The organism is Streptomyces sp. NPDC030143, from assembly GCF_055573695.1.
In genome coordinates this window covers 464,111-486,504 of sequence record NZ_JBVIAY010000004.1, presented here as the reverse complement: position 1 = coordinate 486,504, position 22,394 = coordinate 464,111, and the positions used below count along the sequence as shown (strand labels likewise).

Below are 22,394 nucleotides of genomic sequence, written 5' to 3'. Positions count from 1 at the left end.
CGTCAGGAGGGGTCGTCGGGCACGGCGGCGAGCAGGTCGTGGACGACGGGTCCGGCCGAACCGCCGCCCGTGACGCCCTCCTCGACGACGCAGGCCACGGCGACGTTGCCCCGGTGGGCGACCAGCCAGCCGTTGTTCTCCTGGTCCTCGGACACCTCCGCGGTGCCGGTCTTGGCGCCGATGTCGCCGGGCAGGTCGGCCAGGATCCGCGCCGTGCCGTCGGTGACCGTGGCGCGCATCATCTCGCGCAGTGCGGTGACGACCTTCGGCGGGAGCGGGGTGGTGGTGGTCGTGTCCTCGTTGCCGGCCGTGATCGAGGGCTGGTGGAAGGTGCCGGAGACGGCGGTCGCGGTGACCGACGCCATGATCAGCGGGTTGGCCTGGATCCTGCCCTGGCCGATCATCGAGGCGGCCTTCTCGGTCTCGTCCCGGGGAGCCGGCACCGCACCGTCGTAGGAGGGGATGCCGATGTGCCACTCCTGACCGACGCCGAAGTACCTGCCGGCGACCTCGCCCGGTTCGCCGTCGGCGAGCTTGTCGCGCAGGCTGATGAACGCGGTGTTGCACGACTCGGTGAAGTCCTTGCGGAAGGTGGCGCCGGGGAACTCCGAGGTCTCCACGTTCTGGAACCGCTTGCCCACGGTGAGGTAGCGGGGGCAGTCCACGACGTCGTCGGGTGCGACGGCGTCCTTGAGCAGCAGGGCGCTGGTGGTGACGATCTTCCACGTGGAGCCGGGGGCGTAGGTTCCGGAGGCGGCGCGGTTGAACCCGGACGCCGGCGAGTTGGCCATGGCCAGGATCTCGCCGTTGTCGACGCGGAGGGCGACGAGTGCGGCGTTCCTGCCGTCGGCCCCGGAGGCGAGGGCCTTCTCCGCGGCGGCCTGCCAGCCGGCGTCGAGGGTGGTGCGCACGGACGGTTCGGCCGACGGGCCGGGCCGCGTGCCGAAGGTGACCTCCGTCCGCTCGACCTTCCCGGTGGTCCGGTCGACGAGTCGCACGGCGCCGCGCGGGCCGGAACCCGCTCCGCCGCCGAGAGAGGCCAGGAGAGGGGTCAGGGACGGGTGCTCGTCGGCCGAGAGGGGGACGCCGTCGCGGTCGGTGGCCTCGACGGGCTTCACCTCCTCGCGTTCGAGGCGGAACTTCTCGGTCTCGCTGAGGCGCGGGTGGACGAGGGACAGGGTCCAGTCCACCTTCCAGGTGCCGTCGTCCTGCCGGCGCAGCGGCAGGGCCGACCGGTACGTCCAGGTGCCCAGGTCGGTGATCGGCATCCGAGCGGTGAAGGGGACGCGGACGGTGCCGTCCTCGGCCTCGGTGGGCCGCGCCGCCGTGAGCGTCGGCGCGGCGATGTCGAGTCCGGCGGTGAAGTTGCCGAGCACCTCCCGTGCCGTGTCGGGTCTGGTGGTGCGGCCGGCCGCGCTGGGCAGGCGGCCGGCGGCCCAGTCGGCGAGGAACGCCCGCGCCTGTGTCAGGGCCGCGGGGTCGGGGCCGTCGTCGCCCCGCGCGAAGGGGCCGACGCCGGCCGCGTACGCCCCGCCCGTCACCGCGGCCACCGCGGCCAGTGCGGTGACGGCGCGGACCGTCGCACGCGGCCGGCGGCGGGGGGCGGGAGCGGTGGTGACGTGTCCGTGGTCAGACATGTGCGGTCAGTCCTTGTCCGTGGGAGTGCCGGTGGCGGGTGCGGGGTGGGTGAAGAAGTCGAGGATCGTGTCGGTCGCGTCCAGTGCGGTGCTGGTGCGGCCGAAGTCCGCGGGCGGGGTGATGCGCGAGCCGGGCCAGGTGTGTCCCCCACCGTGCACGACGAGGAGCTGGACGGTGGCCGTCGCGTCCTCCAGTCGCCACACCGTGCGGTCGTAGCCCTTCTCCGCGCGGGTGACCGGGGCGCCCGCGCCGCCCGCGGCGGCGAACGCCTCGGCGCCGGCCCGCGTCGACAGGGTCGGCGTGACGGGCTCCTCGCCGGCCGCAGCCGGGGCGGGGCGGGCGAGGCCCGCCAGGGGGCGGACCGGGTCCTCGGACCCGTGCACGACCATCACGGGCACCGGACCGGTGGGGACGACCGCCGCGGCCCCCGTGGGCAGTTGGCCGGACACCGCCGCCGCGCCCGCCAGCAGGCCGGGGCGCTGGGCCGCCACGCGCAGGGCCATCGAGCCGCCCATGGAGAACCCGACGACGAAGACCCGCTCGGGGTCGGCCCGCTCCGTGCGCACGAGGGCGTCGACCAGGGTCTCGGTGAACCGCACGTCGGCGTCCGGATCGGGTCGTCGCCGCGTCGCCGCCGTACCGGCGGCCCACCCCTCGTCCAGGCCCTCGGGATAAGCGACCAGCATGTCGCGCGCCTCGGCGTGCGCCTCCAGGCGGCTCTGTGCGCGCAGGTGGGAGGCGGTGGCGCCGCGGCCGTGGAAGGCGATGATCAGGGCTGCGGGCCGGGCGCCGGCCGTGGCGGGCGGCCGGTGCAGCAGGAACGCGCGCGAACGGCCGTCCACCCGCAGCCGCTCACGGGTGACCGTCGTCGCCGACATCGGGGAACGGCCGTCCGCCGGGCCCGGGGGTCGGCCGTCCGCCGGGGCGGTGGAGCGGCCGTCCGGGCCCGGGGGGCGGTCACCGCCGGGCCCCGGGGAACCGCCGTCCGCCGGGCCCGCGGTGCGGTGGTCGGCGGCCGGCGGCGGCGACGCGGGCGGCGGCGCGGCCGTGCCACAGGCGGCGAGGGTGAGGGCGAGGACGGGTCCGCGGAACCACCAACCCAGGGGGTGGCCACGGCGAACGGGGGTGAGCGGGTCCATGCTCCGAGCAGAACAGTGCCCGCCGGGATCCGTCCAAGACACCTATCGATCTCGGATCGATCAACTGCCGGTATGGTTCCTGCTCGTGGACCTGATGCGTCACCTGGAGTGCTTCGTGGCTGTTGCAGAAGAGTCACACTTCGGTCGTGCCGCGGCCCGGCTGGGGATGGCTCAGCCGCCCCTGTCGCAGCGCATCCAGCGCCTGGAGCGGGAGTTGGGCGTCCGCCTGTTCGAGCGCACCAGCCGACGGGTGACCATCACCGAGGCGGGCACGCTGCTGCTGACGGAGGCCCGTGAACTCCTCGCGCGCTCCGAGGCGTTCCTGTCCGCCGCGCGCCGCATCCGCGACGGTGAGAGCGGGCTGCTGCGCGCCGCGCTGTCGCCCGACATCGCCGGGCGGACCGTCGCCGCGCTGCTGGCGGACTTCCAGCGCCGTCACGCCGGTCTGGAACTGGAGCTGCACGAGCTGTCCACCACCGAGCAGCTCGCCCGGTTCGCCGCCCACGACCTGGACGTCGGGGTCGTCCACCACCCCTGTGACGTCTCCGGACTGGAACTGGGCCCGGTGCTGCGCCGCGAACTGGGGGTGCTGCTGCCGGGCGATGCCGCGGCGGCCGCGCACGAGGAGGTGCCGCTCGCGGCGCTCGTCGGCCACGACCTCGTCCTCTTCCCGCGCGCCGACGCTCCGGCGCTGTACGACGACCTGCTGACCACATGCGCCCGGGGCGGCTACACCCCCGCCGCCGTCCGGCACGGCCAGGCCCCGAGCTTCGTGCGCGGCCTGGTCGTGTCGACGCGGGCGGTCGCCTTCGGGCCGCGCGACGTCCAGCCCGCGGACGTCCGCGACCGGGACGCGGACGTCGTCTGGCGCCCGCTCGCCGGAGGTCCGCTGGCCTGGCGGCACTCGGTCGCCTGGCCGAAGGGACGCGGTGACGCCGCCGTCACCGCCTTCGCCGAGGCGGCCACGCAGGCGCTGCGCACGACGGCCGGTGCGACCGCCGACGTGTCCGCCCGGCCGCTGCACCTTCGCCCGGCTTCGGAGTACTGGCTGTGACCGACACCCCCGGCCGCATCCGCGCGGCCTTCGCCGAGGCCGGTGTCACCGGCTGGCTGCACGCCCTCGACATCGACTCCGGCGCCCAGATCGACGCCGGTGGCGACCGGCCCGTGTGCACCGCCAGCGTCCACAAGCTGTGCGTGCTCGTCGCCCTCCACGAGCTCGCCGCGGCCGGACACCTGGACCTCGGCGAACAGATCGAGTGCCCGCCGGCCGACCGTACCCCGGGCCCCACCGGGCTGGCCGCCATGCTCGACCCCGTGCGCATGTCCCTGCGCGACGCCGCCTACCTGATGATCGCCGTCAGCGACAACGCCGCCGCCGACCTTCTGCTGCGGCGCGTCGGCCTGGACGCCGTCAACGCCACCACGCGCCGTCTCGGCCTCACCGGCACGTACGCCGCCCACTCCTTCGGCGAGATGCTCGCCACCGTCAGGGAGGACGCCGGGCCCGAAGGTGCGCGGGCGTTGACCGACCCGCACGTCCTCACCCGGCTGCGGGCCCTCGACCCGGCCCGCTCCAACCGCAGCACCCCGCGCGACATGACCCGGCTGCTCGGCGCCGTCTGGCGCGACGAGGCCTGCCCGCCCGAGCACGGCGACGCCATGCGCCGCGTCCTCGGCCTGCAGGTCTGGCCGCACCGCATGGCGTCCGGCTTCCCCTTCGACGACGTGCACGTCGCCGGCAAGACCGGCAGCCTGCCGACCGTGCGCAACGAGGTCGGCGTCGTGGAGTACCCCGACGGGGGCCGCTACGCCGTCGCCGTCTTCACCCGCACCGCCCACACGGCCGCGACGCTGCCCGCGGCCGACGCGGTCATCGGCACGGCCGCCCGCATCGCCGTCGACGCGCTGCGCTCGCCGTGACGGTCGCGCACCCGGCGGCGGGACGGTCGCGCACCCGGCGCCGTGACGGGTTTCGGACCCGGCCCGGGACGGTCCCCTGAGCACCCCTAGAGGTAGTCCTCCAGGCGGGCGACCGTGTAGCCCTGTGCGTGGATGTGACGCAGCAGGTTCGCCGTCATCTCGGTCATCGTCGTGCCCTTGAGCTCGGACGGGCCGCGGAAGTGGGCCAGGATGATGTCGCCCGGGTGGAGCTTCTTGTCGCCGCGCTGGTACTGCATGTTGGCGATCTGCATGGACTCGCGCCACAGGACGATCGCCTCGACACCGCAGGACGCGGCGGCGGCCCGGGTGTCCTCGTTCCAGTTGCCGTAGGGCGGGCGGAACAGGCGCGGTGTGGTGCCGTAACGATCCTTCAGTTTGGTCTGCTGGCCGCAGATCTCCTCCTTCTGGGCGGACGCGCCCAGGGTGCGGAGGTTGGGGTGGGTCAGCGTGTGGTTCTGGACGCCGTTGCCGAGCTGCCGGAGTTTGTCGAAGTAGCCGTAGTCAGTGCGGATGGCGGAGTCGGTCAGGAACATCGTGAACGGGATCTTCAGCTCCCGCATCATCGTCACGAACTCCGGGTCCTTCTCGGCGCCGTCGTCGAACGTGAGGAAGACGATCTTCTCCCGCGTGGGTATCTCGCTGATCACCGGCACCGGGCCGCCGTCGGTCGCCCGCCCCGTCGGCCTGGACGCCGGCGGCGCGGGCGGCGCGGCCAACGGCTCGACGCCCCACTTGCGCCAGGCGGCCGCCGTGGCCGCCGGCGCGCCCGCGTCACCGCGGGGAGGCTCACCGGCCGGGTCCTGGCCGGACGGCGAGGCGGAACGGGACTTCGCCGGGGAGTCCTTCGGGGCGTCCGCCGTACAGCCCGTCACCACGGCTGTCGCGAGCAGGGCACAGGCCAGCGCCGCCCCCCTGGTCCGCCGGTCCATCCGTCCCACCCCATGTCGTCCGTAGGCCTCAGCCTGTCCGTCTTGCTTGATGGCGAACGGACGTCCGAGGTTCCCCTGCAGACGGGACGGCGGACCCCGCCACGGCGCGCCGGCCCGGGCCGGCGGCTACTCGGCGGGCAGGGCCGCCCGGATCGCCGCCGCGGTGGTCTTCGGGTCGTAGCCGTCGGGCACGCCTTCGACGAGGATGATGTCACCCGCGATGTGCCGGGACCGCAGCGGGGCGATCTCCCGGTAGGCGGGCGAGTCCCACCACTTCCGCGCCTCGGTGATCGAGGGGAAGCCGATCATCACGACCGCCCCGGGCCAGCTGCCCTCCTTCGTCTCGTGCTGTGTGCCGTGCACCAGGAGGCGCCCGCCGTACGGCTCGAAGGTGGCGGGGAGACGCTCGATGTACTCGGCGACCTCCCCGTGCGGGGCGGCGTCCTGGAGGTGCGCGATGGCGTAGGCGGTCATGGCTGCCTTCCGGTCGGTCGGGTTCCTGCGCGGGCCGGTCGGGTCCGTACCGGACGACCTTCGCAGCCGGGCGCGTCGGGGTCGATGACCTCTCGGGTAATCGACGCCACGGTGAGGGTGGCCGGGTCGGAGCCGGCGTCGCCCTCGATCCCGCCCCCGCCGCCCGGGGTCGAGTACGGCCTCACCCGATGGCGGGGAGCTCTCCACCTCGCTCACCGGACGGGTCGCCGGGCCGAACGCCGCCGGGATCGTCCATGGCCGAGGCCCGCGCCGCCCACGACACGGGGGTGGCGGGGCGCAGGGACGGCGACGCATGACGAGGGCGGGTGCCGGCCGGTGCGGGGCGGCGGGAGGGGCGGACGACGACCGATGAGTTTCTCCGTGACCCGGGGTCGGAAAGGACAGCCGGTGCGCCCCTGTCGTGAGTAACGTCGGAGCGCCACCGGCCGGGCCCGCCGGGAGCGGGGCCACGAGACCCGGACACACGAGACACCGAGGAAGACCAGATGCGTACCCTGATCAGCACCGCTTTCATCTCGCTCGACGGTGTCGTGGAGGCCCCGGGCGGCGAGCCCGGCTACCGCAACTCGGGGTGGACCTTCAAGGACGTCGAGTTCCTCCCCGAGGCGTTCGAGATCAAGGGCCGGGAGCAGACGGAGGCCACCGCGATGCTGCTGGGCCGGGTCAGCTACCAGGCCTTCAGCGCGGTGTGGCCGGACATGGAGGACTTCGCCGACTACAAGGTGATGCCGAAGTACGTCGTCTCCACCACCCTCACCGAGGACGACCTGGTGACGAACTGGGGCGAGACGACGATCCTGCGCTCCCTCGACGACGTCGCCGCGCTGAAGGAGACCGAGGGCGGCCCCATCATCGTCCACGGCAGCGCCGAGCTGAACCACGGCCTGTCGGACGCCGGACTGATCGACCGCTACCACCTGCTCGTCTTCCCGCTCCTGCTCGGCGCGGGCAAGCGTCTGTTCAGCGCGACGGACAAGGACACCCAGAAGCTGAAGCTCGTCGAGCACGAGGCCTACGCCAACGGCCTGCAGAAGAACGTGTTCGACGTCGTCCGCTGACCGCACCGGGCACGGGCGGGAGCCGGGGCACGGCTCCCGCCCGCACGGTGCTCAGCGGAAGGTGACGTCGCTGCACAGGAAGTAGGTCTGGTCCAGGTGCGACGCCTGCCAGACCGTGTAGACGACGTGCCGGCCGCTCCGGCCCGACGTGCTCACGTTGATCGCGTAGTTCTGGCTGGGCGCGTACCTGCCGGTGCGGGCGACGAGTTGCAGGTCGCTCCAGCGCAGCGGCTGCGTGGTGGGGTCGAATCCCTGACGGGTGACGTACACCAGGAAGTAGTCCGCGCCGTGGCTGGCCTGGTCGTAGAGCCGCACCGTGAAGTTGCCCGAGACGTCCGTGGTCTTCCAGGGACCGACGGCGTCCAGGGAGTTGTAACGGCCGCCCTCCGTGCGGCCCCCGCTGCACAGCTGGCCGTCCGGGACGACCGCCGGGAAGTTGCCGGCGGACCCGTTGCGGTACAAGCCGTTCCAGTTCCACATGGCGTTGGGGTTGTCCCGCCACGCCTGCCAGCACATGGGGTCCTGCTGGGCCATCGCGGGGTTCTGGAAGTCGTTGCCCCAGCGCAGCCAGCAGCCGTAGTTGCGGGACGCCGGGTCGACGACCGAACCGTGGGCCACGGCCGTGCCACCGCCGGGGACGAGACTGAGCAGCAGGGCGGCGAGGACGCTGAGCAGGACAGCCGGTGGGCGGAACCGGAAGCGGGACCGCTTGCTGTCGTGATCATGACAATCTGAACGGCGCAACACAGTCTCCCTCTTTCCTGTGTGGGGATGTGGGGGGCGTGGGAGCCGTGAGGTGGGGGGTGCGACGTACGGAGGTGCGGAGGCGCGCGAGTGAACGGGTACGCGGACTCCGCATTGGGAGCGCTCCCACATCGCCCAGGCTGCGCTTCGGACTTCATGGTCGCAACACCGGTTTGCGCCACTTCCCGGCGGCCCTGGCGGAAAGCGGGCCCCGGCCGCCGGGCGGCGCGTCGGGGGCACCGCATCGAGGGCAGGCACTGACCGCCGGCCTGGGCCTCCGCCCCCCGGAGAAGGTGCGCGGGCGTCGGCGTCGCACGAACCTGTCTCGGACGCAGCAGAGAACCGGCATGGACAATGCCAGGTTTCCGTTGCGGCCTCCGGGCCCGGGAGCACTGCCATTCCCGCTGAGGACTCCCGCCGCCGGCTACTGAACCGCCCCGTCGGACTCCGAACCGCACCGCTGGCGGACTCCGAACCGCACCACCGGCCCCGACCGAATATCTCTCGCCGCCGCTGTAGATATACCGTCCGCACGTCATGAGATGTGATGACCGGCGCGTGAATACCCGGAAACAGCTCGGCCATCGCGTCCCGGCCTGTGCTACCGTGATAACAGTTGCAGTTTTGGTTGCCAGAGACTTCGAGTGCTCTTCTGACCTTGCGTCGATGAGCACTCTTGTTGTTTCCGGAGCTTTCCGGATGTTTCCGGAGGGGTTGATCATCGCGGCGACTCCGGGTCCGCGAGGTGCGGGCTCCGGGCACTGCCCCAAAGGGAGATTGAATATGGCATCTGGCACCGTGAAGTGGTTCAACGCGGAAAAGGGCTTCGGCTTCATCGAGCAGGACGGTGGCGGCGCCGATGTGTTCGCCCACTACTCGAACATCGCCACCAGCGGCTTCCGTGAGCTTCAGGAGGGCCAGAAGGTGACCTTCGACGTCACGCAGGGCCAGAAGGGCCCGCAGGCCGAGAACATCGTTCCCGCCTGACGCTGACGCGTACACGTGACCGGGGCCCGCACTCTTGGGTGCGGGCCCCGGCTCGTTGCGTTCCCGCCGCGATTTCCCTGCTCCGCCGACCGCCGCCGTACGGGTCCGAGAAAAGCCCTCCCGCCGCAGCCGGACGGAAAGCCGCACCCTCCTCTCCATCGCAGTCGCGGCACTCCCCCTTTCCGGTGAACCGGCACACTGCTTCCAGCCGATTCGTTCCGGCCTTTTCTTCGGCTCATTCTCTGTGTATCCCCGTGCGGCTCGACTTCGCCGACCGGAATTCGCGACACGCGCCGCATCGAGGAAGGTTCCGCTTGTACCGCGCCCGCACTGCCTCCACGACCAACCGCTCCTCCCGCTCCCGCTCCCGCACCCCCTCCCGTTCGGCCGGGGCCGGCGGAAGCGGTGGGGGACGTCGACCCGCCGCGGGCAACACGGAGTTCGCGCTGCCGGTCACCCACACGCCGGGACTGCCGGCGGTCGAGGACTTCGCCGACCTCGCCATGCCCGCGCCCCTGCTGACGGCGCTCCACGGGGAAGGCGTGAGCGTGCCGTTCCCGATCCAGGCGGCGACCCTTCCGAACTCGCTGGCGGGGCGGGACGTCCTGGGCCGTGGACGCACCGGTTCCGGCAAGACGCTCGCCTTCGGCCTCGCCCTGCTGGCCCGCACCGCCGGACGACGGGCCGAGCCCCGGCAGCCGCTGGCCCTCGTGCTCGTCCCCACACGGGAACTGGCCCAGCAGGTCACCGACGCGCTCACCCCCTACGCCCGCGCGGTGCGCCTGCGGCTCGCGACCGTCGTCGGCGGCATGTCGATCGGCCGTCAGGCGAGCGTGCTGCGCGGCGGCGCGGAGGTCGTCGTCGCGACACCCGGCCGGCTCAAGGACCTCATCGACCGGGGCGACTGCGCTCTGGACCGGGTCGACATCACCGTCCTGGACGAAGCCGACCAGATGGCCGACATGGGCTTCATGCCGCAGGTCACGGCACTGCTCGACCAGGTGCGCCCCGAGGGTCAGCGCATGCTGTTCTCGGCCACCCTCGACCGCAACGTCGACCTCCTCGTACGCCGTTACCTGCACGATCCCGTGGTCCACTCGGTCGACCCGTCCGCGGGCGCCGTCACCACGATGGACCACCACCTCCTGCACGTCGACGACGCCGACAAGAGCGCCACGGTCACGGAGATCGCCGCCCGCGACGGACGCGTGATCATGTTCCTTGACACCAAGCACGCGGCGAACCGGCTGACCAAGCAGCTGCTGGCCGTCGGCGTGCGTGCCGCGGCCCTGCACGGCGGCAGGTCCCAGCCCCAACGCACCCGGACCCTCGCGCAGTTCAAGGACGGCCAGGTCACGGTCCTGGTCGCCACCAACGTCGCCGCACGCGGCATCCACGTCGACGACCTCGACCTCGTCGTCAACGTCGACCCGCCCGGCGACCACAAGGACTACCTGCACCGCGGCGGCCGTACCGCCCGCGCCGGCGAGTCCGGCACCGTCGTCACCCTGGTCCTGCCGCACCAGCGGCGCGCCATGACCCGCCTCATGGACGACGCCGGCATCACCCCCCAGACCACCCGGGTCCGCGCCGGCCAGCCCGAACTGAACCGCATCACCGGCGCCCAGGCACCTTCCGGGGTGCCGGTCACCATCCCCGTCCCCGACGTCGAACGTCCCGAGCCCACCGGATCCTCCACCCGAGCCCGGGGCGGCCGCGGCAGGCGGGGTGGCCAGGGCGGACGCGGCGCGCAGGGCGGACAGGGCGGACAGACCAACCGGGGCGGACAGCAAGGCCAGGGCAACCGCAGCGGCCAGGGAGCGCAGGGCGGCCAGAGCAACCGCAGCGGCCAGGGAGCGCAGGGCGGCCAGGGCAACCGCAGCGGCCAGAGCAACCGCAGCGGCCAGGGCGCTCGCAGCGGCCAGGGCAGCCGAGCCGGACAGAGCACCCGGGGCGGCGGGCGGCCCGCCGGGGGGCGCCGATCCTCCGCGTCGCCGCGCTGAGGCCGCAGACAGGTCGGTCCTGAGAGCCCCGAACAAAAGGCGAGCCCGCCCAGGGCGATCAGCTCGCGGCGACCGGTGCGGGCGATCGCACGACACCGGAAGCCCCTCATTGCGGAGCGACCAGGGGCCTTCGGCAACGCGGCGAGCGTGCGTGCCGGGCGTCGCGAGCCGGGCCCCCTTCTTGTTCGGAGCTCTCAGGGGTCCTTGCACTGTGAGCGCCTGAACCGGCCGCGTGGTCCGGCCGTGCATCGCAAGGCGCCGGAGAGCCCTGGCAGCGGAGCTGCCAGGGCTCTCCGGCAGTGCGGCGAGGTGCGCTGCCCGGCGTCCCCGCGCCGTCGAGGGGCGACGGGGAGGAAGGCCTGAGAGGCCGTCACCGTCGTGCGGCCTGCCCGCGTCACCCGGTCCCGACGCACTCCGCGCCCGCGTCACCCGCTCCCAACACACCGTGTGACCTGGGCACGACTTCCGCCGGGCAGGGGAGAGATCTCGTGGAAGGTCGTCCCTCGGGTCACTCCGGTGGCTGCTTCCTCTCCCGTTTCGCTGGACAATCCGCGAACCCCCCTCTATGCAAGGGGTACTTGACGATCAAACGAGGGGAAGCTCGCGTTGACCACGCCAGAGCACATTCCGTCCCGCCGCGGGAGACGCCGCCTGAGACTCGCCGGCGCCGCCGTGGCCGCCCTGGTCCTCGCCGCCGGGACCGGGACCCAGGTGATGGCCGCACCGAGCGGCACCACCACGACGACGACCGCGCCGGACGCACCGCCCGTGCCGTCCCTCGCCTGGTCCGACTGCCAGGGCGGCTTCGAGTGCGCGAACGCCCAGGTACCGCTCGACTACCGCGACCCGCAGGGCAGGACCATCACCCTGGCGGTGATACGCAAGAAGGCCGCCGACCCCGAGAAGCGCAAGGGCACCCTCTTCCTCCAGCCCGGCGGACCCGGCAACTCCGGTGTGGACTTCGTCCGCAACAACCACGCCGGCCTGCCCGCCGCCCTCCGCGACTCCTTCGACGTCTTCGGCTACGACGTGCGCGGCGTCGGGCGCAGCTCCCAGGTCCAGTGCTGGGACGACCAGCGGTACACCCAGGCCGTCACCGACGCCAAGGGCGTCCCCGGTCCGGGCGCCTTCGACCGGGCCGTGAGCGAGGCCGCCGACTTCGACCGGGCCTGCGCGGACACCTCCGGCGACCTGCTGCCCTACGTGGGCACCGAGTACGTCGCCCGGGACATCGACCTGCTGCGCCAGGCGCTCGGCGAGGAGCAACTCACCTACTACGGCCGGTCGTTCGGAACCTACATCGGCACCGTCTACGCCGCCCTGTTCCCCGGCCGGGTGCGCGCCCTCGCCCTCGACGGGGCCTACGACCCGGTGAACTACGCCGAGCGGCCCTACGCCTACGACCGGCCCCAGTACCTCGCCCTGGACGGGGCGATGAGCCGCTTCCTCGACTGGTGCGCCCGCGACCAGGCCACCTGCGGGTTCGGCGACGGCGACCCGCGTGCGGCGTTCGAGAAGCTCAAGGCCGACCTGGACGCCGACCCGGTGCCCACCGCGAACGGCGGCCGCGCCAACGGCTACACCCTCGTCTACCGCCTGATGTTCAACATCAACGAGGGCAAGGTCATCTGGCCCTCGCTCGGCGCGGCCCTGCGCAAGGCACAGGCCCGCGACAACACCTCCTTCCTGCTGCGGCCGCCGTCCCCGGCGAGCTTCGACTTCCTCAACCCGAACGTCGTCGTCGAGTGCGTCGACAAGGACTACCCGAGCAACCCGGCGCTGCTGAAGTGGCAGGTCACGACCAACGCCAAGCTGGCGCCGCTGCTCGGTCCGGCCATGGCCTACGGCCCGCCGACCTACGACCACCAGCACGCCACCGCCTGCGCCCAGTGGACCGGCGGACACGTCAGCCGCTACGACGGCTCCTACCGCGCCCGGGGCTCCGCGCCGATCCTCGTCATCGGCACCACCGGCGACCCGGACACCCCGTACCAGGACGCGGTGGCCCTGTCCCGGCGGCTCGACAACGGCCGGCTGCTCACGTTCCGGGCCGAGGGACACACCGCGTTCGGCCGGAGCGCGTGCGCGACCGACGCCGTCACCGGCTACCTCCTCGACCTGAAGGTCCCGGACCGCGGCGCGACCTGCGCGGACGAGACCCAGCCGCCCTCCTCCACGCCCACGGTGGCGCCGCCCGGCACGACGCTCACCGAGCTCGTCCACGGCGTCAACGAGCGCCTCGACCGCATCGGAACCCTGCGCTGACCCGCCGCCCGCCCCCGCCCGGGGCGGGCGGCACCCGGGGGTTCTCCCCCGCCCTGGTGTCCACCGGCCGGTGGACACCAGGTTCAACCGAGCACCTCTGTCGGACAACGGCCCCGGCCGACCAGGCTTTCGGGCATGAACTCACTCACTGTGCGCACGGCTCGCTGGAGCGCGCGGCACCCCTGGCGGGCGATCGCCGGCTGGCTGGTGTTCGTGGCGCTGTGCCTGGGAGCCGGCAGCGCCGTCGGCACGAACAGCGCCCGGACGGCCGACTACCGGGTCGGTGAGGCCGGCCGCGCCGAGGCCCTGGCCGCCGAAGGCGGTCTGGAGCGCAGAGCCACCGAACAGGTGCTGATCTCCGCCCGCTCGGGCCCCCTCGACCGGCGCGCCGCTCAGGCCGCCGCACAGGACCTCACCGCCCGGATGAAACGGCTGTCCGACGTCGCGTCCGTGACCGCCCCGCTGCTCTCCGACGACCGCACGGTCCTGATGGTCGAGGTGGCGCTTAAGGGCGAGGAACGCGATGCGAAGGACAAGGTCGACGCGCTCGCCGCGCAGACCGCGGCGGTCCAGCGCGGCCACCCCGGCCTCCTCCTCCAGGAGACCGGGAGCCCCTCCATCAGCAAGGGCGTCGACCGGCAGCGCAGCGACGACCTGGCGCTCTCCGAGGCGATCACCCTTCCGGTCACCCTGGTGACGCTGCTGGTGGTGTTCGGCTCGGTCACCATGGCGGGGGTGCCGCTGCTGCTGGCGCTGTCGTCGATCGCGGCGGCGGTCGGGCTCGCCATGGTCGCCTCGCACCTCTCCCCCGACGCCGGGGTCGGCACGAACGTCATCCTGATGATCGGCCTCGCGGTCGGCGTCGACTACACGCTCTTCCACCTCAAGCGCGAGCGCGAGGAGCGGGCCCGCCACGCCGGCCGGCTCGGCCCCGAGGCGCTGGTGGAGCTGGCGGCCGCGACCTCGGGACGGGCGGTCGTGGTCTCCGGGATGGCGGTCGTCGCGTCCACCGCGACGCTGTACCTGGCCTCCGACGTGATCTTCTCCTCGCTCGCGACCGGCACCATCGTCGTCGTCCTCGTCGCGGTGGCCAGTTCACTCACGGCGCTGCCCGCGCTCCTCGTCAAGCTGGGGCAGCGGGCCGAGCGCAGGGAACGGCGGCGGGCCCGGCGCGGGAAGCCGGCCCGCCGGGTCCGTGACGCGGGAGGCGGCGGCCGGGTGTGGGGCGTGCTGCTGCGGCCCGCCGCCCGGCACCCCCTGGCCACCCTGTGCGTCTCGGTCGTGGGGCTGCTCGCGCTCGTCGCGCCGCTGGCCGGGCTGAACATCACGGAGATGAGCCGGGACACGCACTCCCGCGACATCCCCGCGATGCGGGTGTACGACCGGCTCAACGAGGCCTTCCCCGAGCAGCGGGTGACCCACCAGGTCGTGGTGCGCGCCGACGCCTCGCGCGCCCCGGAGGTCGCGTCGGCCCTGCGCGAGGTGGCCCGGCGCGCCGGCGCCGACCGGCTGTTCACCGGCGCCTCGCGGACGCGGACGTCGGCCGACCACCGCACCAGCGTGCTCGAACTGAAGGTGCCGTACCTCGGCAACTCCCCGCAGGCGTACGCCTCCCTCGACCGGTTGCGGGACGACTTCCTGCCCGCCACCGTGGGCCGCGTCGGCGGCGCGAAGTTCGGGGTGAGCGGCGACGTCGCCCGCTACACCGACTATCCGGCCCACCAGAACGGCAGACTCCCGCTGGTTCTCGTTGCGTTGCTGCTGGTGACCTTCGCGATGACCGTGTACGCCTTCCGGTCGGTCGTCCTGGGCCTGCTCGGCGTCGCGCTGAACCTGCTGTCCGCGGCGGCGGCACTCGGGCTGCTCGTGCTGGTCTTCCAGGGGACCTGGGCCGAGGGGCTGCTCGGCTTCGACTCCACCGGATCGATCGGTTCCCGCGTGCCGCTGTTCCTCTTCGTCATCCTCTTCGGACTCTCCATGGACTACCAGGTGTTCGTGGTCAGCCGGATCAGGGAGGCCGTGCTCGCGGGCGTTCCCACGCGGCAGGCGGTGCTCGACGGGATCAGCTCCTCGGCGAGCGTGGTGACCAGCGCCGCCGTCGTGATGACCACCGTCTTCGCCGGCTTCGTGTTCCTGCACATCATCGAGATGAAGCAGATCGGCTTCGTACTGGCGGCGGCCGTGCTGATCGACGCGTTCGTGGTGCGGGTCCTGGTGCTGCCGGCGGCCATGCTCCTGCTCGGCGAGGCGAGTTGGTGGCCCTCGCGCGGAGCGCGGACCCCGGCGGCCGGGGCGGGGAAAAGGGAACCCCTGCGTACGGCGGCCGACGTACGTTGATCGGTATGACCGCTCTCGCCGGGCCGACCGCCGACGCCTTCTGGGCCACCTCGCTGCGCCGCTGGAACACGGTGTGCTGGGTGCTGTTCGCCGTGATGGCCGTCGGGCTCGCCGCCCTGGACCGGCCCGGCGGGGACAAGTACGCCGCGCTGGCGCTGCTGGGCAGCGTGATGCTGTGCTACGCGGTCCTGGACCGCTTCCCGGACAACCCCGTCGTACGGCCCCACGGGTATCTGTCGGTGCTGGCGGTGGCGGTGGGCGGACTGGCGTACCTGCGCGGCAACTACGCGGCGCTGTTCATGGTGACGCTGCCGCACTACTGGATGTTCGGGCGCACCCCGAGGGCGTCGATGCGTTTCCTGGGGCTCGCCACCGCGGGCACGCTGATCGGGAGCGTCCTGCGGCAGGACGGCTGGTCGGTTCAGTTCTTCAGCGAGACGCTCGTGTCCACGCTGATCGTCGTCGCCGTGGGGGTCCTGATCGGTCTGTGGGCGCACTCGGTGGTGGCGCAGAGCACCGAACGGGCGCACCTCATCGACGAGTTGGAGCGGACCCAGGCGGAGCTGTCCGAGGCGCACCAGCGTCAGGGGGCGGCGGACGAACGGGAGCGAATGGCCAGGGAGATCCACGACACGCTCGCGCAGGGCTTCGCCTCGATCATCGTGCTGGCGGAGGCGGCCCGCGCGGGGCTCGACGCCGACACCGCGCGCAGCGCCCAGCAACTGCGGTCGATCGAGTCGACCGCACGGGACAACCTCGCGGAGGCACGGGAGTTGGTCGGCTCGGTGCATGGCCCGGGCAAGGTCGCCACCGGTTCGGTGGCGCAGACGCTGCGCCGGACCCTGGACCGGTTCGCGGAGGACACCGGCCTGACCGTCGAGGCGGACCTGGCGGACCCGGAGTGCGACCAGCAGACCCGGATCGCGCTGCTGCGCTGCACCCAGGAGTCCCTGGCCAACGTGCGCAAGCACGCCCGCGCCTCCACGGTGGGCGTGGTGCTGGCCCGGCAGCAGTACGGGGTGGAACTGGAGATCACCGACGACGGGACGGGCTTCGTGGTGGAGGAGTCCGCCGGGTTCGGACTGGACGGGATGCGCAAACGGCTGGCGGAACTGGGCGGGAGGCTGACGGTGACGAGTTCGGTGGGCGACGGGACCCGCGTCCTGGCGTCGATCCCGCTGGCCTCCCCCGCGTCCGGTGCGAGCGGGGCCGCGGCGTGAGCGGCGGGGCGATCCGCATCGTCGTCGTGGACGACCACACCGTCATGCGGGCCGGAGTGGTGGCTCTGCTCGCCTCCGCGGCCGGCATCGACATCGTCGGCGAGGCGGGCGACGGCCGCGCGGCACTCGAACTCGTCGAGCGGTACGGGCCCGACGTCGCCCTGGTCGACCTCAGGATGCCGGTGCTCGACGGAGTGGCCACGACGACCGAGATCGTGGCGCGCTTCCCCCGCACCCGGGTGCTGATCCTGACGACGTACGACACCGACGCCGAGATCGAGCGCGCGGTGGAGGCGGGCGCCATCGGCTACCTGCTGAAGGACACCACCCGCGACCAACTGGTCGACGCCATCCACGCGGCGGCCCGCGGGGAGACCGTGCTGGCACCCCGCGTGGCCGAGAGACTGGTCGCCCGCATGCGGCAGCCCGCCCGGGTGCCGCTCACGGCCCGCGAGGCGGACGTCCTCGACGCGGTGGCGGACGGTCTGACCAACGCCGAGATCGGGCGTCGTCTGGTCATCGCCGAGGCGACCGTGAAGACCCATCTGCTGCGCCTGTTCGCCAAGCTCGACGTGAACGACCGGACCAGGGCGGTGGTCGTGGCGCTGGAGCGGGGGCTGCTGCGCCGGGCGTCCGGCACGGAGGGCCACCGATGACACACACCCGGTGACGTGCGGCGGGGGCCCGCCGTGCCGTTCGCCGGCCGTCACGCGCCGTTCGGAGAATCCGCGCAGGAGTGTCACACAGGCTGCACACAGCCCCGCTTTGGTGTCGTTAGCGTTGCGACGACTTCTCTTCCCGTACGAACGCGGCCGCACCACGGCCTCGAGGGTCGTCGGCAGGTCAACTCAGGAAGGCCGCAGATGGACTACTGCTCGACGTGTCGTCGGCACTTGAACGGCGCGCTGGTGTGCCCCGGGTGCGGTGCCTACGCACCGGACATCGCCCCGGAGGTCGTCGACGGTCACGCCGTCGCACACCGGGTCGCCACCGTGATGAGCGCCGCGCCGGTCTGGGAGCCGACGCCTGGGGCGACGGCCACCGCCGCGGCCGACGCGGACGAGGAGCCGCAGCCGTCCGCCGACACCCCGCAGGGCGGGACGACCGCGCCGATGGGGCGGGCGGCACGGCGACGCCGGCTGGCCCGCTGGAAGAAGACGCAGCGCCGCGCGCTGGTCGCCACGGCCGTCGCCTTCGTCGGAGGCGGCCTGACCGTCGCCACGAACGGCCTGGACCGGCAGACCGGCGACCGCGCGCAGGCCGCCACGGCGTCGGACACCTCGGGCATGGGCGGCGTGACGGAACCGGCGGTGCCGTACGGCCGTCCGCGGACGGACCCGCCGGCCACCGACCGGTCTCTGCCCACCCGGCCCACGCCGGCGGCCGACACCCAGGACCCGGCCCGGCGGCCCGCCACGCCGTCGAACGTCCGGCCGGACGCCGCGGCCCTCCCGCCCACGGCGGTGCCGACGGTGCCGCGGCAGCGGACCACCTCGCCGGTCTCCGACCTCACCGGAGCACTCACCGGCCGCACCAGCACCGGCGGCAGCACCGGCGGCAGCGGGACGGACGCGCAGACCCCCGCGCCGCCCGCCGCCGACGCTCCCGCGGACACGGCCCAGCAGCCGAGCCCCGCACCGTCGGCCCCGGAGAACGGCACGGGCACCGGCAGCGGGACGGGCGGCACCGACACGGGGACGACGTCGCCGACGCAGCTCTGTCTCCTCGTCGTCTGCCTCGGCTGACCGTCACCGCCCCGGGCAGGTCCGTTCGTACGGCAGGCCCGGGGCCTGTTTCCTCCACTCCTCGCGGGACAGCCCGCGGCCGGTGATGGCGCAGGCCTGCGCGATCGGGTCGGCGGCGACGGCCACCAGGTCGCCCAGGTTCCACAGCTCCACCCTGCCGGTTCCCAGGACGACGGCGAGCGTCTTGCGGTCGCCGCTGAACCGTACGTCCTCCACCTCGGCCGTCGTGTCCGTCAGCGTCGCCGCGCGCGCCGGAGGCGTCGCACCGCCGACGGTCCACAGCTCCACCCGGCCGGCCCTGCTGCCCGTGACGGCCAGATGCCCGTCCGGGTGGGCGTCGATCCGCTCGAGCCTGTCGTCCGTCTTCACCGAGGCGAGGAGTCTGCGTCCCGTGCGCGGGTCCACCGCCCACACGGACAGGCCGAGGTCGTCGGAGGTCACCAGCTGCCGTCCGTCGGCGCGGTAGCCGGCGTGGCGGAAGCTCTCCTCGAGCAGCGACCGGTACGTCGAGGAGCCCCGCGCGGGCAGTTGGACGGGGGCGGCGGGGTCGGTGACGTTCCACAGGGCGTCGGGGAGCGCCACCGTGGTGTCGTCCGGGCCGAAGACCACCGGCGCGTTCTGCATGTAGGGGACCTTCGTGAGCTTCTCGTACGGTTCGTACGGGTCCATGTGCCAGGTGCGCACCGGGTGCCGGGGATCGCGGACGTCCCAGACGGCGACCCAGGACGCGCCGAACGCCCGGGAGCCGGCGGTCACGAGCAGCGGCCGGCGGGGGCTGAACGCCAGCGACGACACCCCGGACCTCGCGGGGATCTCCCCCAGCGGACGCGGCGCGCCCAGGTCGCCCGTGTCCCACAGTGTGATCTTGCCGTCCGGATGGCCGTCGCCCGCCTGGCTGCCGACGGCCAGGACGGTGCCGTCGGCGTTGAAGGACAGTGCTTCCACCCGCTGGAGCTGTCCCGTCAGCGTCTTCCGTCCGCGCGGCCGGGCGGGGTCGGAGGTGTCCCACAGCCACACCTCGCCGCGGTAGCCCCCGACCGCCAGCTTGCGGCCGTCCGGACTGAACGCCGACGTGAACAGGCCCACCGTGTCCACGCCCACCGCGGCGACCCGGTGCGGGGCGTGGCTGCCCACCGCCCAGCGGGAGAGGTGACCGGACGCGTCCGCGAGGCTGACCGAACGGCCGTCCCGGCTGAAGGCGATGGCGGTGACCCAGTCCCCGTGCCCGCCCAGCAGGACCGGCGGGCCGGGACGGGAGGGGTCGCTCACGTCACGGAGGAAGGCCGTTTCGTCCAGCAGGGAGACGGCCAGGTGGCGGCCGTCCGGACTGAACGCGCTCGCCTCGATCTGCTCCTTGTGGTCGAACGCCGCCAGGCGCCGGGGTGCGTCGGGACGGCGGACGTCCCACAGCGTGACGGTGTCGCTGCGGTGCACCGCGAGAAGGGGCGCGGTGGGGCTGAACGCGGCTCCGCCGTAGGCCGCCCGGCGGGAGACGGCCCGGGGGCGGCGCACGTCGCGGACGTCCCACGCCGTCCAGCCGGTGGTGTGGGTGATGCTCCCGGGGTCGAGGGAGTCGTCGGACGCGTTCAGCCAGGGCGAGCCGGTGACGAGGGTGCGCCCGTCGGGGCTGAACATCACGTCGGCCGCGTCGAACGCGGGCAGCGATCCGGTCAGCGCGCGGGGCGCGGACGGCCTGCTCACGTCCCACAGCTGGAGGCTGCCGTTCGACCGGCCCGACACCACGGCCATGGTCCTGCCGTCCGGGCTGAACGCCGCACCGGAGGTGTCGCGCAGTCCGGTCCGGTGCAGCACCCGGCGCGGCCGGGCCGGGTCCGTCAGGTCCCACAGCGTCAGACTGCTGCGGTACCGCGCCTCCCGGCCGGCGTTGCCGACGGCCGCCAGCAGTCGTCCGTCGGCCCGGAAGGCGACGGACTGCACCGCCTCGGTGTGACCGGAGAGCGTGGCCAGGCGGCGCGGGCGGACGACGTCACGGGTGTCCCACAGGGCGACCGTGTGCTCGGCGCCCTCGTCCGGGGAGGGGCCGGGGACGGCCAGCAGCGTGCCGTCGACGGTGTAGGACGCCGGATCCGCCTTCCCGACGCCGCTCTCGGACCTGCCCGCCAGCCGCGTGTCCCGCAACGTGGCGACCAGCCCCTCCCGGGCCTCCGGAGTCGGCTTGACGCGCAGCGCGGCCAGGCTGAACCGCAGGGAGGTGAGCGGATCGGTCTCCCGCAGGTTCTCCGCCTCCGCCTGGAGCGCCCGCACGGTGGCGAGGCGGCGCTGCTCCTCCGCCTGCCGACGCTGCTCCTCGGCCTCCTTGCGGCGCTCGTTGGCGAGGTTCGACATGATCAGCGCGATCACCAGCAGCGCCGTCAGGGCGGCCACGCCGGCGCGGCGCAGGCGCACGGTGCGGGCGTGCTGGCGCACCTCCTCGCTGTCCAGCTCGTCCTTGGACACCCCGTGGACGGCGGCGGCCAGCATGCCGATCGCCTCCCGGAACCTGCCGTGCCTGAGGGAGAGCGGCTGCGGGGAGGAGGCGGCCCAGCGCAGGTCCACCCACAGGGGCTCGCCCTCGAACCAGCCCCGCAGGTCCGACGGCAGGGCGGTGGTCCGCTCCCAGTCGAAGTCGCCCCGCTCGTGGTCCCACACGATGTCCCCGTCGGTGAGGACGATCAGCAGCGTGTCGGTGCTGCGGTGTTCCCTCCAGAAGGCCGTCTCCCGGCCCACCCAGGGCGACCGCGCCGACTTCGGCGAGGCCAGCAGGATCAGGTGCCGGGAGTTCGCCAGGGCCGTCTCGATGGTCGTCCACAGATCCGGGTTGGCGGCGAGGCTGGCCTGGTCGCGGAAGACCCGCAGGGCGCGTGGCCGGTTCCAGGGCTTGGCCAGCCGGTGCAGGCCGCGTTGCACGGCGGGGGCGAGCGCGCCGTCCGCCTCGTGGCTGTAGGAGAGGAAGGCGTCGTAGGGGCTGCCCGGCCCGGGGGACGGGTTCATGAGTGCGACGCCCGCCACAGCGTGTGCTCACGCGAGATCGCGTCCTCCGACCCCCCGACGAAGTTCGCCCACTCCTCCTCGGTCCGCGCGAACCGCCCGCGCGAGCCGATCGTGGACAGCTCGTGGTGCGCCATCGCGTAGGCCGTGGCGAGGTTCTGGTGCTGCTTGGTCTGCACCCACGCCGCTCCGGCCGCGGCCAGCGCCGCCACCAGGCCGATGAGGTCGAAGTCGACCACGCCGACCGCCCTCAGCACACCGGCGGCCAGGCCGAACAGCTCCAGCAGGGCGAGGGCGACCGACCACTGCGTGGCCCGGCGCTCGTTCCAGCGGGCCTTGGCCCCGTACCACTCGCGCTGGTTGCCGATCCGCTCGCGCATGTACAGCTCGCGGCGCCGCTCCAGCGGCAGCGCCCGGGCCCGCCGCATGCCCTCGGTCACCTGCTCCGGATCGCCGCGGTCGGGGATGAGCAGCACCCGCTCGACGTCGGACTCGATCTCGGTGAACCGTTCGAGCAGCAGGTCCGCGGCCCGCTCGTCGTCGCACTCGGCGACCCCCAGCGGGCTGCCGCCCACCATGTACCGCCAGGCCAGCGTCTTGGTCGACTCGGCGACCGCGCGCCCGGCGTACCACTGCCGGTCGGGGCGCTCCCGCAGCATGTACACATCGCTCACCAGCGCCGCCCCGAAGGCCACCGAGGCCACCACAGCGGCCAGGTCCGCGCCCCGGACCGCCAGCGCCGTCGCCCCGAAGGCGGCGGCGACCACCAGCGCGCCGAGCTGGAACCGCGTCACCCACAGATGGCGCCGCTGCCCCCTGAGCGAGTTCGCGTCGGCCGCACGGTACAGCGCGGGAAAGTCCTCGTGGCCGACCGACACCGCCATGCGTCCCCCTCCGGGTGA

The 22,394-nt window shown here is 73.4% G+C and carries 17 protein-coding genes; 10 read left to right on the top strand and 7 right to left on the bottom strand.

Translation table 11 applies throughout. The features are described 5' to 3' along the window. Window positions 1–2: 2 nt before the first annotated feature. Together ACZ4YY_RS10590 and ACZ4YY_RS10585 are read right to left on the bottom strand one after the other, a co-directional pair. A complete protein-coding gene (locus tag ACZ4YY_RS10590) occupies window positions 3–1,637 on the bottom strand; it encodes a penicillin-binding transpeptidase domain-containing protein (protein WP_468286493.1) in 1,635 nt (544 codons plus the stop codon). Between the two features lie 6 nt (window positions 1,638–1,643). Further along, complete coding sequence (locus ACZ4YY_RS10585) at window positions 1,644–2,777, bottom strand: CE1 family esterase (protein WP_468286490.1); 1,134 nt, start codon at window positions 2,775–2,777, stop codon at window positions 1,644–1,646. Window positions 2,778–2,862: 85 nt separating this feature from the next. Between ACZ4YY_RS10585 and ACZ4YY_RS10580 the strand changes: the two genes are divergently transcribed. Then, window positions 2,863–3,831 carry a LysR family transcriptional regulator gene (locus tag ACZ4YY_RS10580; protein ID WP_468286487.1) on the top strand — a complete coding sequence of 323 codons (969 nt, stop codon included), beginning with the start codon at window positions 2,863–2,865 and terminating at the stop codon, window positions 3,829–3,831. Further along, window positions 3,828–4,700 (top strand): serine hydrolase, encoded by an 873-nt coding sequence (locus ACZ4YY_RS10575; protein ID WP_468286483.1) that lies wholly within the window; start codon window positions 3,828–3,830, stop codon window positions 4,698–4,700. Before ACZ4YY_RS10580 ends, ACZ4YY_RS10575 begins: the two co-directional genes overlap by 4 nt. Window positions 4,701–4,786: 86 nt before the next feature. Here the strand turns inward: ACZ4YY_RS10575 and ACZ4YY_RS10570 are convergent, their stop codons facing one another. Both ACZ4YY_RS10570 and ACZ4YY_RS10565 read right to left on the bottom strand, forming a co-directional pair. After that, the gene (locus ACZ4YY_RS10570) at window positions 4,787–5,650 is read right to left on the bottom strand and encodes a polysaccharide deacetylase family protein (protein ID WP_468286480.1); all 864 of its coding nucleotides are present in this window, start codon (window positions 5,648–5,650) and stop codon (window positions 4,787–4,789) included. A gap of 126 nt (window positions 5,651–5,776) precedes the next feature. Next, entirely contained in the window at window positions 5,777–6,124 is a 348-nt protein-coding gene (locus ACZ4YY_RS10565) for a DUF1330 domain-containing protein (protein ID WP_468286477.1), read from the bottom strand. 506 nt (window positions 6,125–6,630) lie between these two features. On the opposite strand from ACZ4YY_RS10565, the gene ACZ4YY_RS10560 reads away from it, so the two are divergent. Further along, entirely contained in the window at window positions 6,631–7,203 is a 573-nt protein-coding gene (locus tag ACZ4YY_RS10560) for a dihydrofolate reductase family protein (protein WP_468286473.1), read from the top strand. Window positions 7,204–7,254: 51 nt separating this feature from the next. On the opposite strand, the gene ACZ4YY_RS10555 is transcribed toward ACZ4YY_RS10560, so the two are convergent. Then, window positions 7,255–7,878, bottom strand: a complete 624-nt coding sequence (locus ACZ4YY_RS10555; RefSeq protein ID WP_468286601.1) for a lytic polysaccharide monooxygenase auxiliary activity family 9 protein — start codon at window positions 7,876–7,878, stop codon at window positions 7,255–7,257. Window positions 7,879–8,730: 852 nt separating this feature from the next. Between ACZ4YY_RS10555 and ACZ4YY_RS10550 the strand changes: the two genes are divergently transcribed. The 7 genes from ACZ4YY_RS10550 to ACZ4YY_RS10520 all read left to right on the top strand — a co-directional run bounded on the left by ACZ4YY_RS10550 (window position 8,731) and on the right by ACZ4YY_RS10520 (window position 18,504). Beyond that, window positions 8,731–8,934, top strand: coding sequence for a cold-shock protein (locus tag ACZ4YY_RS10550; protein WP_007383480.1), 204 nt, complete (start codon window positions 8,731–8,733; stop codon window positions 8,932–8,934). Between the two features lie 314 nt (window positions 8,935–9,248). Next, a complete protein-coding gene (locus ACZ4YY_RS10545) occupies window positions 9,249–10,937 on the top strand; it encodes a DEAD/DEAH box helicase (RefSeq protein WP_468286470.1) in 1,689 nt (562 codons plus the stop codon). Window positions 10,938–11,543: 606 nt separating this feature from the next. Beyond that, window positions 11,544–13,202: an alpha/beta hydrolase gene (locus ACZ4YY_RS10540; RefSeq protein WP_468286467.1), complete on the top strand. Its 1,659-nt coding sequence runs from the start codon at window positions 11,544–11,546 to the stop codon at window positions 13,200–13,202. A 135-nt stretch (window positions 13,203–13,337) separates the two neighbouring features. Then, the gene (locus ACZ4YY_RS10535) at window positions 13,338–15,539 is read left to right on the top strand and encodes an MMPL family transporter (protein WP_468286464.1); all 2,202 of its coding nucleotides are present in this window, start codon (window positions 13,338–13,340) and stop codon (window positions 15,537–15,539) included. Window positions 15,540–15,544: 5 nt separating this feature from the next. After that, window positions 15,545–16,759 carry a sensor histidine kinase gene (locus ACZ4YY_RS10530; protein ID WP_468286461.1) on the top strand — a complete coding sequence of 405 codons (1,215 nt, stop codon included), beginning with the start codon at window positions 15,545–15,547 and terminating at the stop codon, window positions 16,757–16,759. Then, complete coding sequence (locus tag ACZ4YY_RS10525; RefSeq protein ID WP_468286456.1) at window positions 16,756–17,415, top strand: response regulator; 660 nt, start codon at window positions 16,756–16,758, stop codon at window positions 17,413–17,415. Before ACZ4YY_RS10530 ends, ACZ4YY_RS10525 begins: the two co-directional genes overlap by 4 nt. A gap of 207 nt (window positions 17,416–17,622) precedes the next feature. Continuing rightward, window positions 17,623–18,504, top strand: coding sequence for an SCO2400 family protein (locus ACZ4YY_RS10520; protein WP_468286453.1), 882 nt, complete (start codon window positions 17,623–17,625; stop codon window positions 18,502–18,504). A 3-nt stretch (window positions 18,505–18,507) separates the two neighbouring features. On the opposite strand, the gene ACZ4YY_RS10515 is transcribed toward ACZ4YY_RS10520, so the two are convergent. Together ACZ4YY_RS10515 and ACZ4YY_RS10510 are read right to left on the bottom strand one after the other, a co-directional pair. Further along, complete coding sequence (locus ACZ4YY_RS10515) at window positions 18,508–21,495, bottom strand: TIR domain-containing protein (RefSeq protein WP_468286450.1); 2,988 nt, start codon at window positions 21,493–21,495, stop codon at window positions 18,508–18,510. Then, on the bottom strand, window positions 21,492–22,376 hold the full coding sequence (locus tag ACZ4YY_RS10510; RefSeq protein WP_468286448.1) for a DUF4231 domain-containing protein: 885 nt from the start codon (window positions 22,374–22,376) through the stop codon (window positions 21,492–21,494). Before ACZ4YY_RS10510 ends, ACZ4YY_RS10515 begins: the two co-directional genes overlap by 4 nt. Between the last annotated feature and the right edge of the window lie 18 nt (window positions 22,377–22,394).

Coding starts and splice junctions, on each gene's coding strand:
- ACZ4YY_RS10510 (WP_468286448.1), bottom strand. CDS start 22,376: ATGGCGGTGTCGGTCGGCCACGAGGACTTTCCCGCGCTGTACCGTGCG.
- ACZ4YY_RS10560 (WP_468286473.1), top strand. CDS start 6,631: ATGCGTACCCTGATCAGCACCGCTTTCATCTCGCTCGACGGTGTCGTG.
- ACZ4YY_RS10530 (WP_468286461.1), top strand. CDS start 15,545: ATGACCGCTCTCGCCGGGCCGACCGCCGACGCCTTCTGGGCCACCTCG.
- ACZ4YY_RS10520 (WP_468286453.1), top strand. CDS start 17,623: ATGGACTACTGCTCGACGTGTCGTCGGCACTTGAACGGCGCGCTGGTG.
- ACZ4YY_RS10590 (WP_468286493.1), bottom strand. CDS start 1,637: ATGTCTGACCACGGACACGTCACCACCGCTCCCGCCCCCCGCCGCCGG.
- ACZ4YY_RS10515 (WP_468286450.1), bottom strand. CDS start 21,495: ATGAACCCGTCCCCCGGGCCGGGCAGCCCCTACGACGCCTTCCTCTCC.
- ACZ4YY_RS10535 (WP_468286464.1), top strand. CDS start 13,338: ATGAACTCACTCACTGTGCGCACGGCTCGCTGGAGCGCGCGGCACCCC.
- ACZ4YY_RS10550 (WP_007383480.1), top strand. CDS start 8,731: ATGGCATCTGGCACCGTGAAGTGGTTCAACGCGGAAAAGGGCTTCGGC.
- ACZ4YY_RS10570 (WP_468286480.1), bottom strand. CDS start 5,650: ATGGACCGGCGGACCAGGGGGGCGGCGCTGGCCTGTGCCCTGCTCGCG.
- ACZ4YY_RS10585 (WP_468286490.1), bottom strand. CDS start 2,777: ATGGACCCGCTCACCCCCGTTCGCCGTGGCCACCCCCTGGGTTGGTGG.
- ACZ4YY_RS10565 (WP_468286477.1), bottom strand. CDS start 6,124: ATGACCGCCTACGCCATCGCGCACCTCCAGGACGCCGCCCCGCACGGG.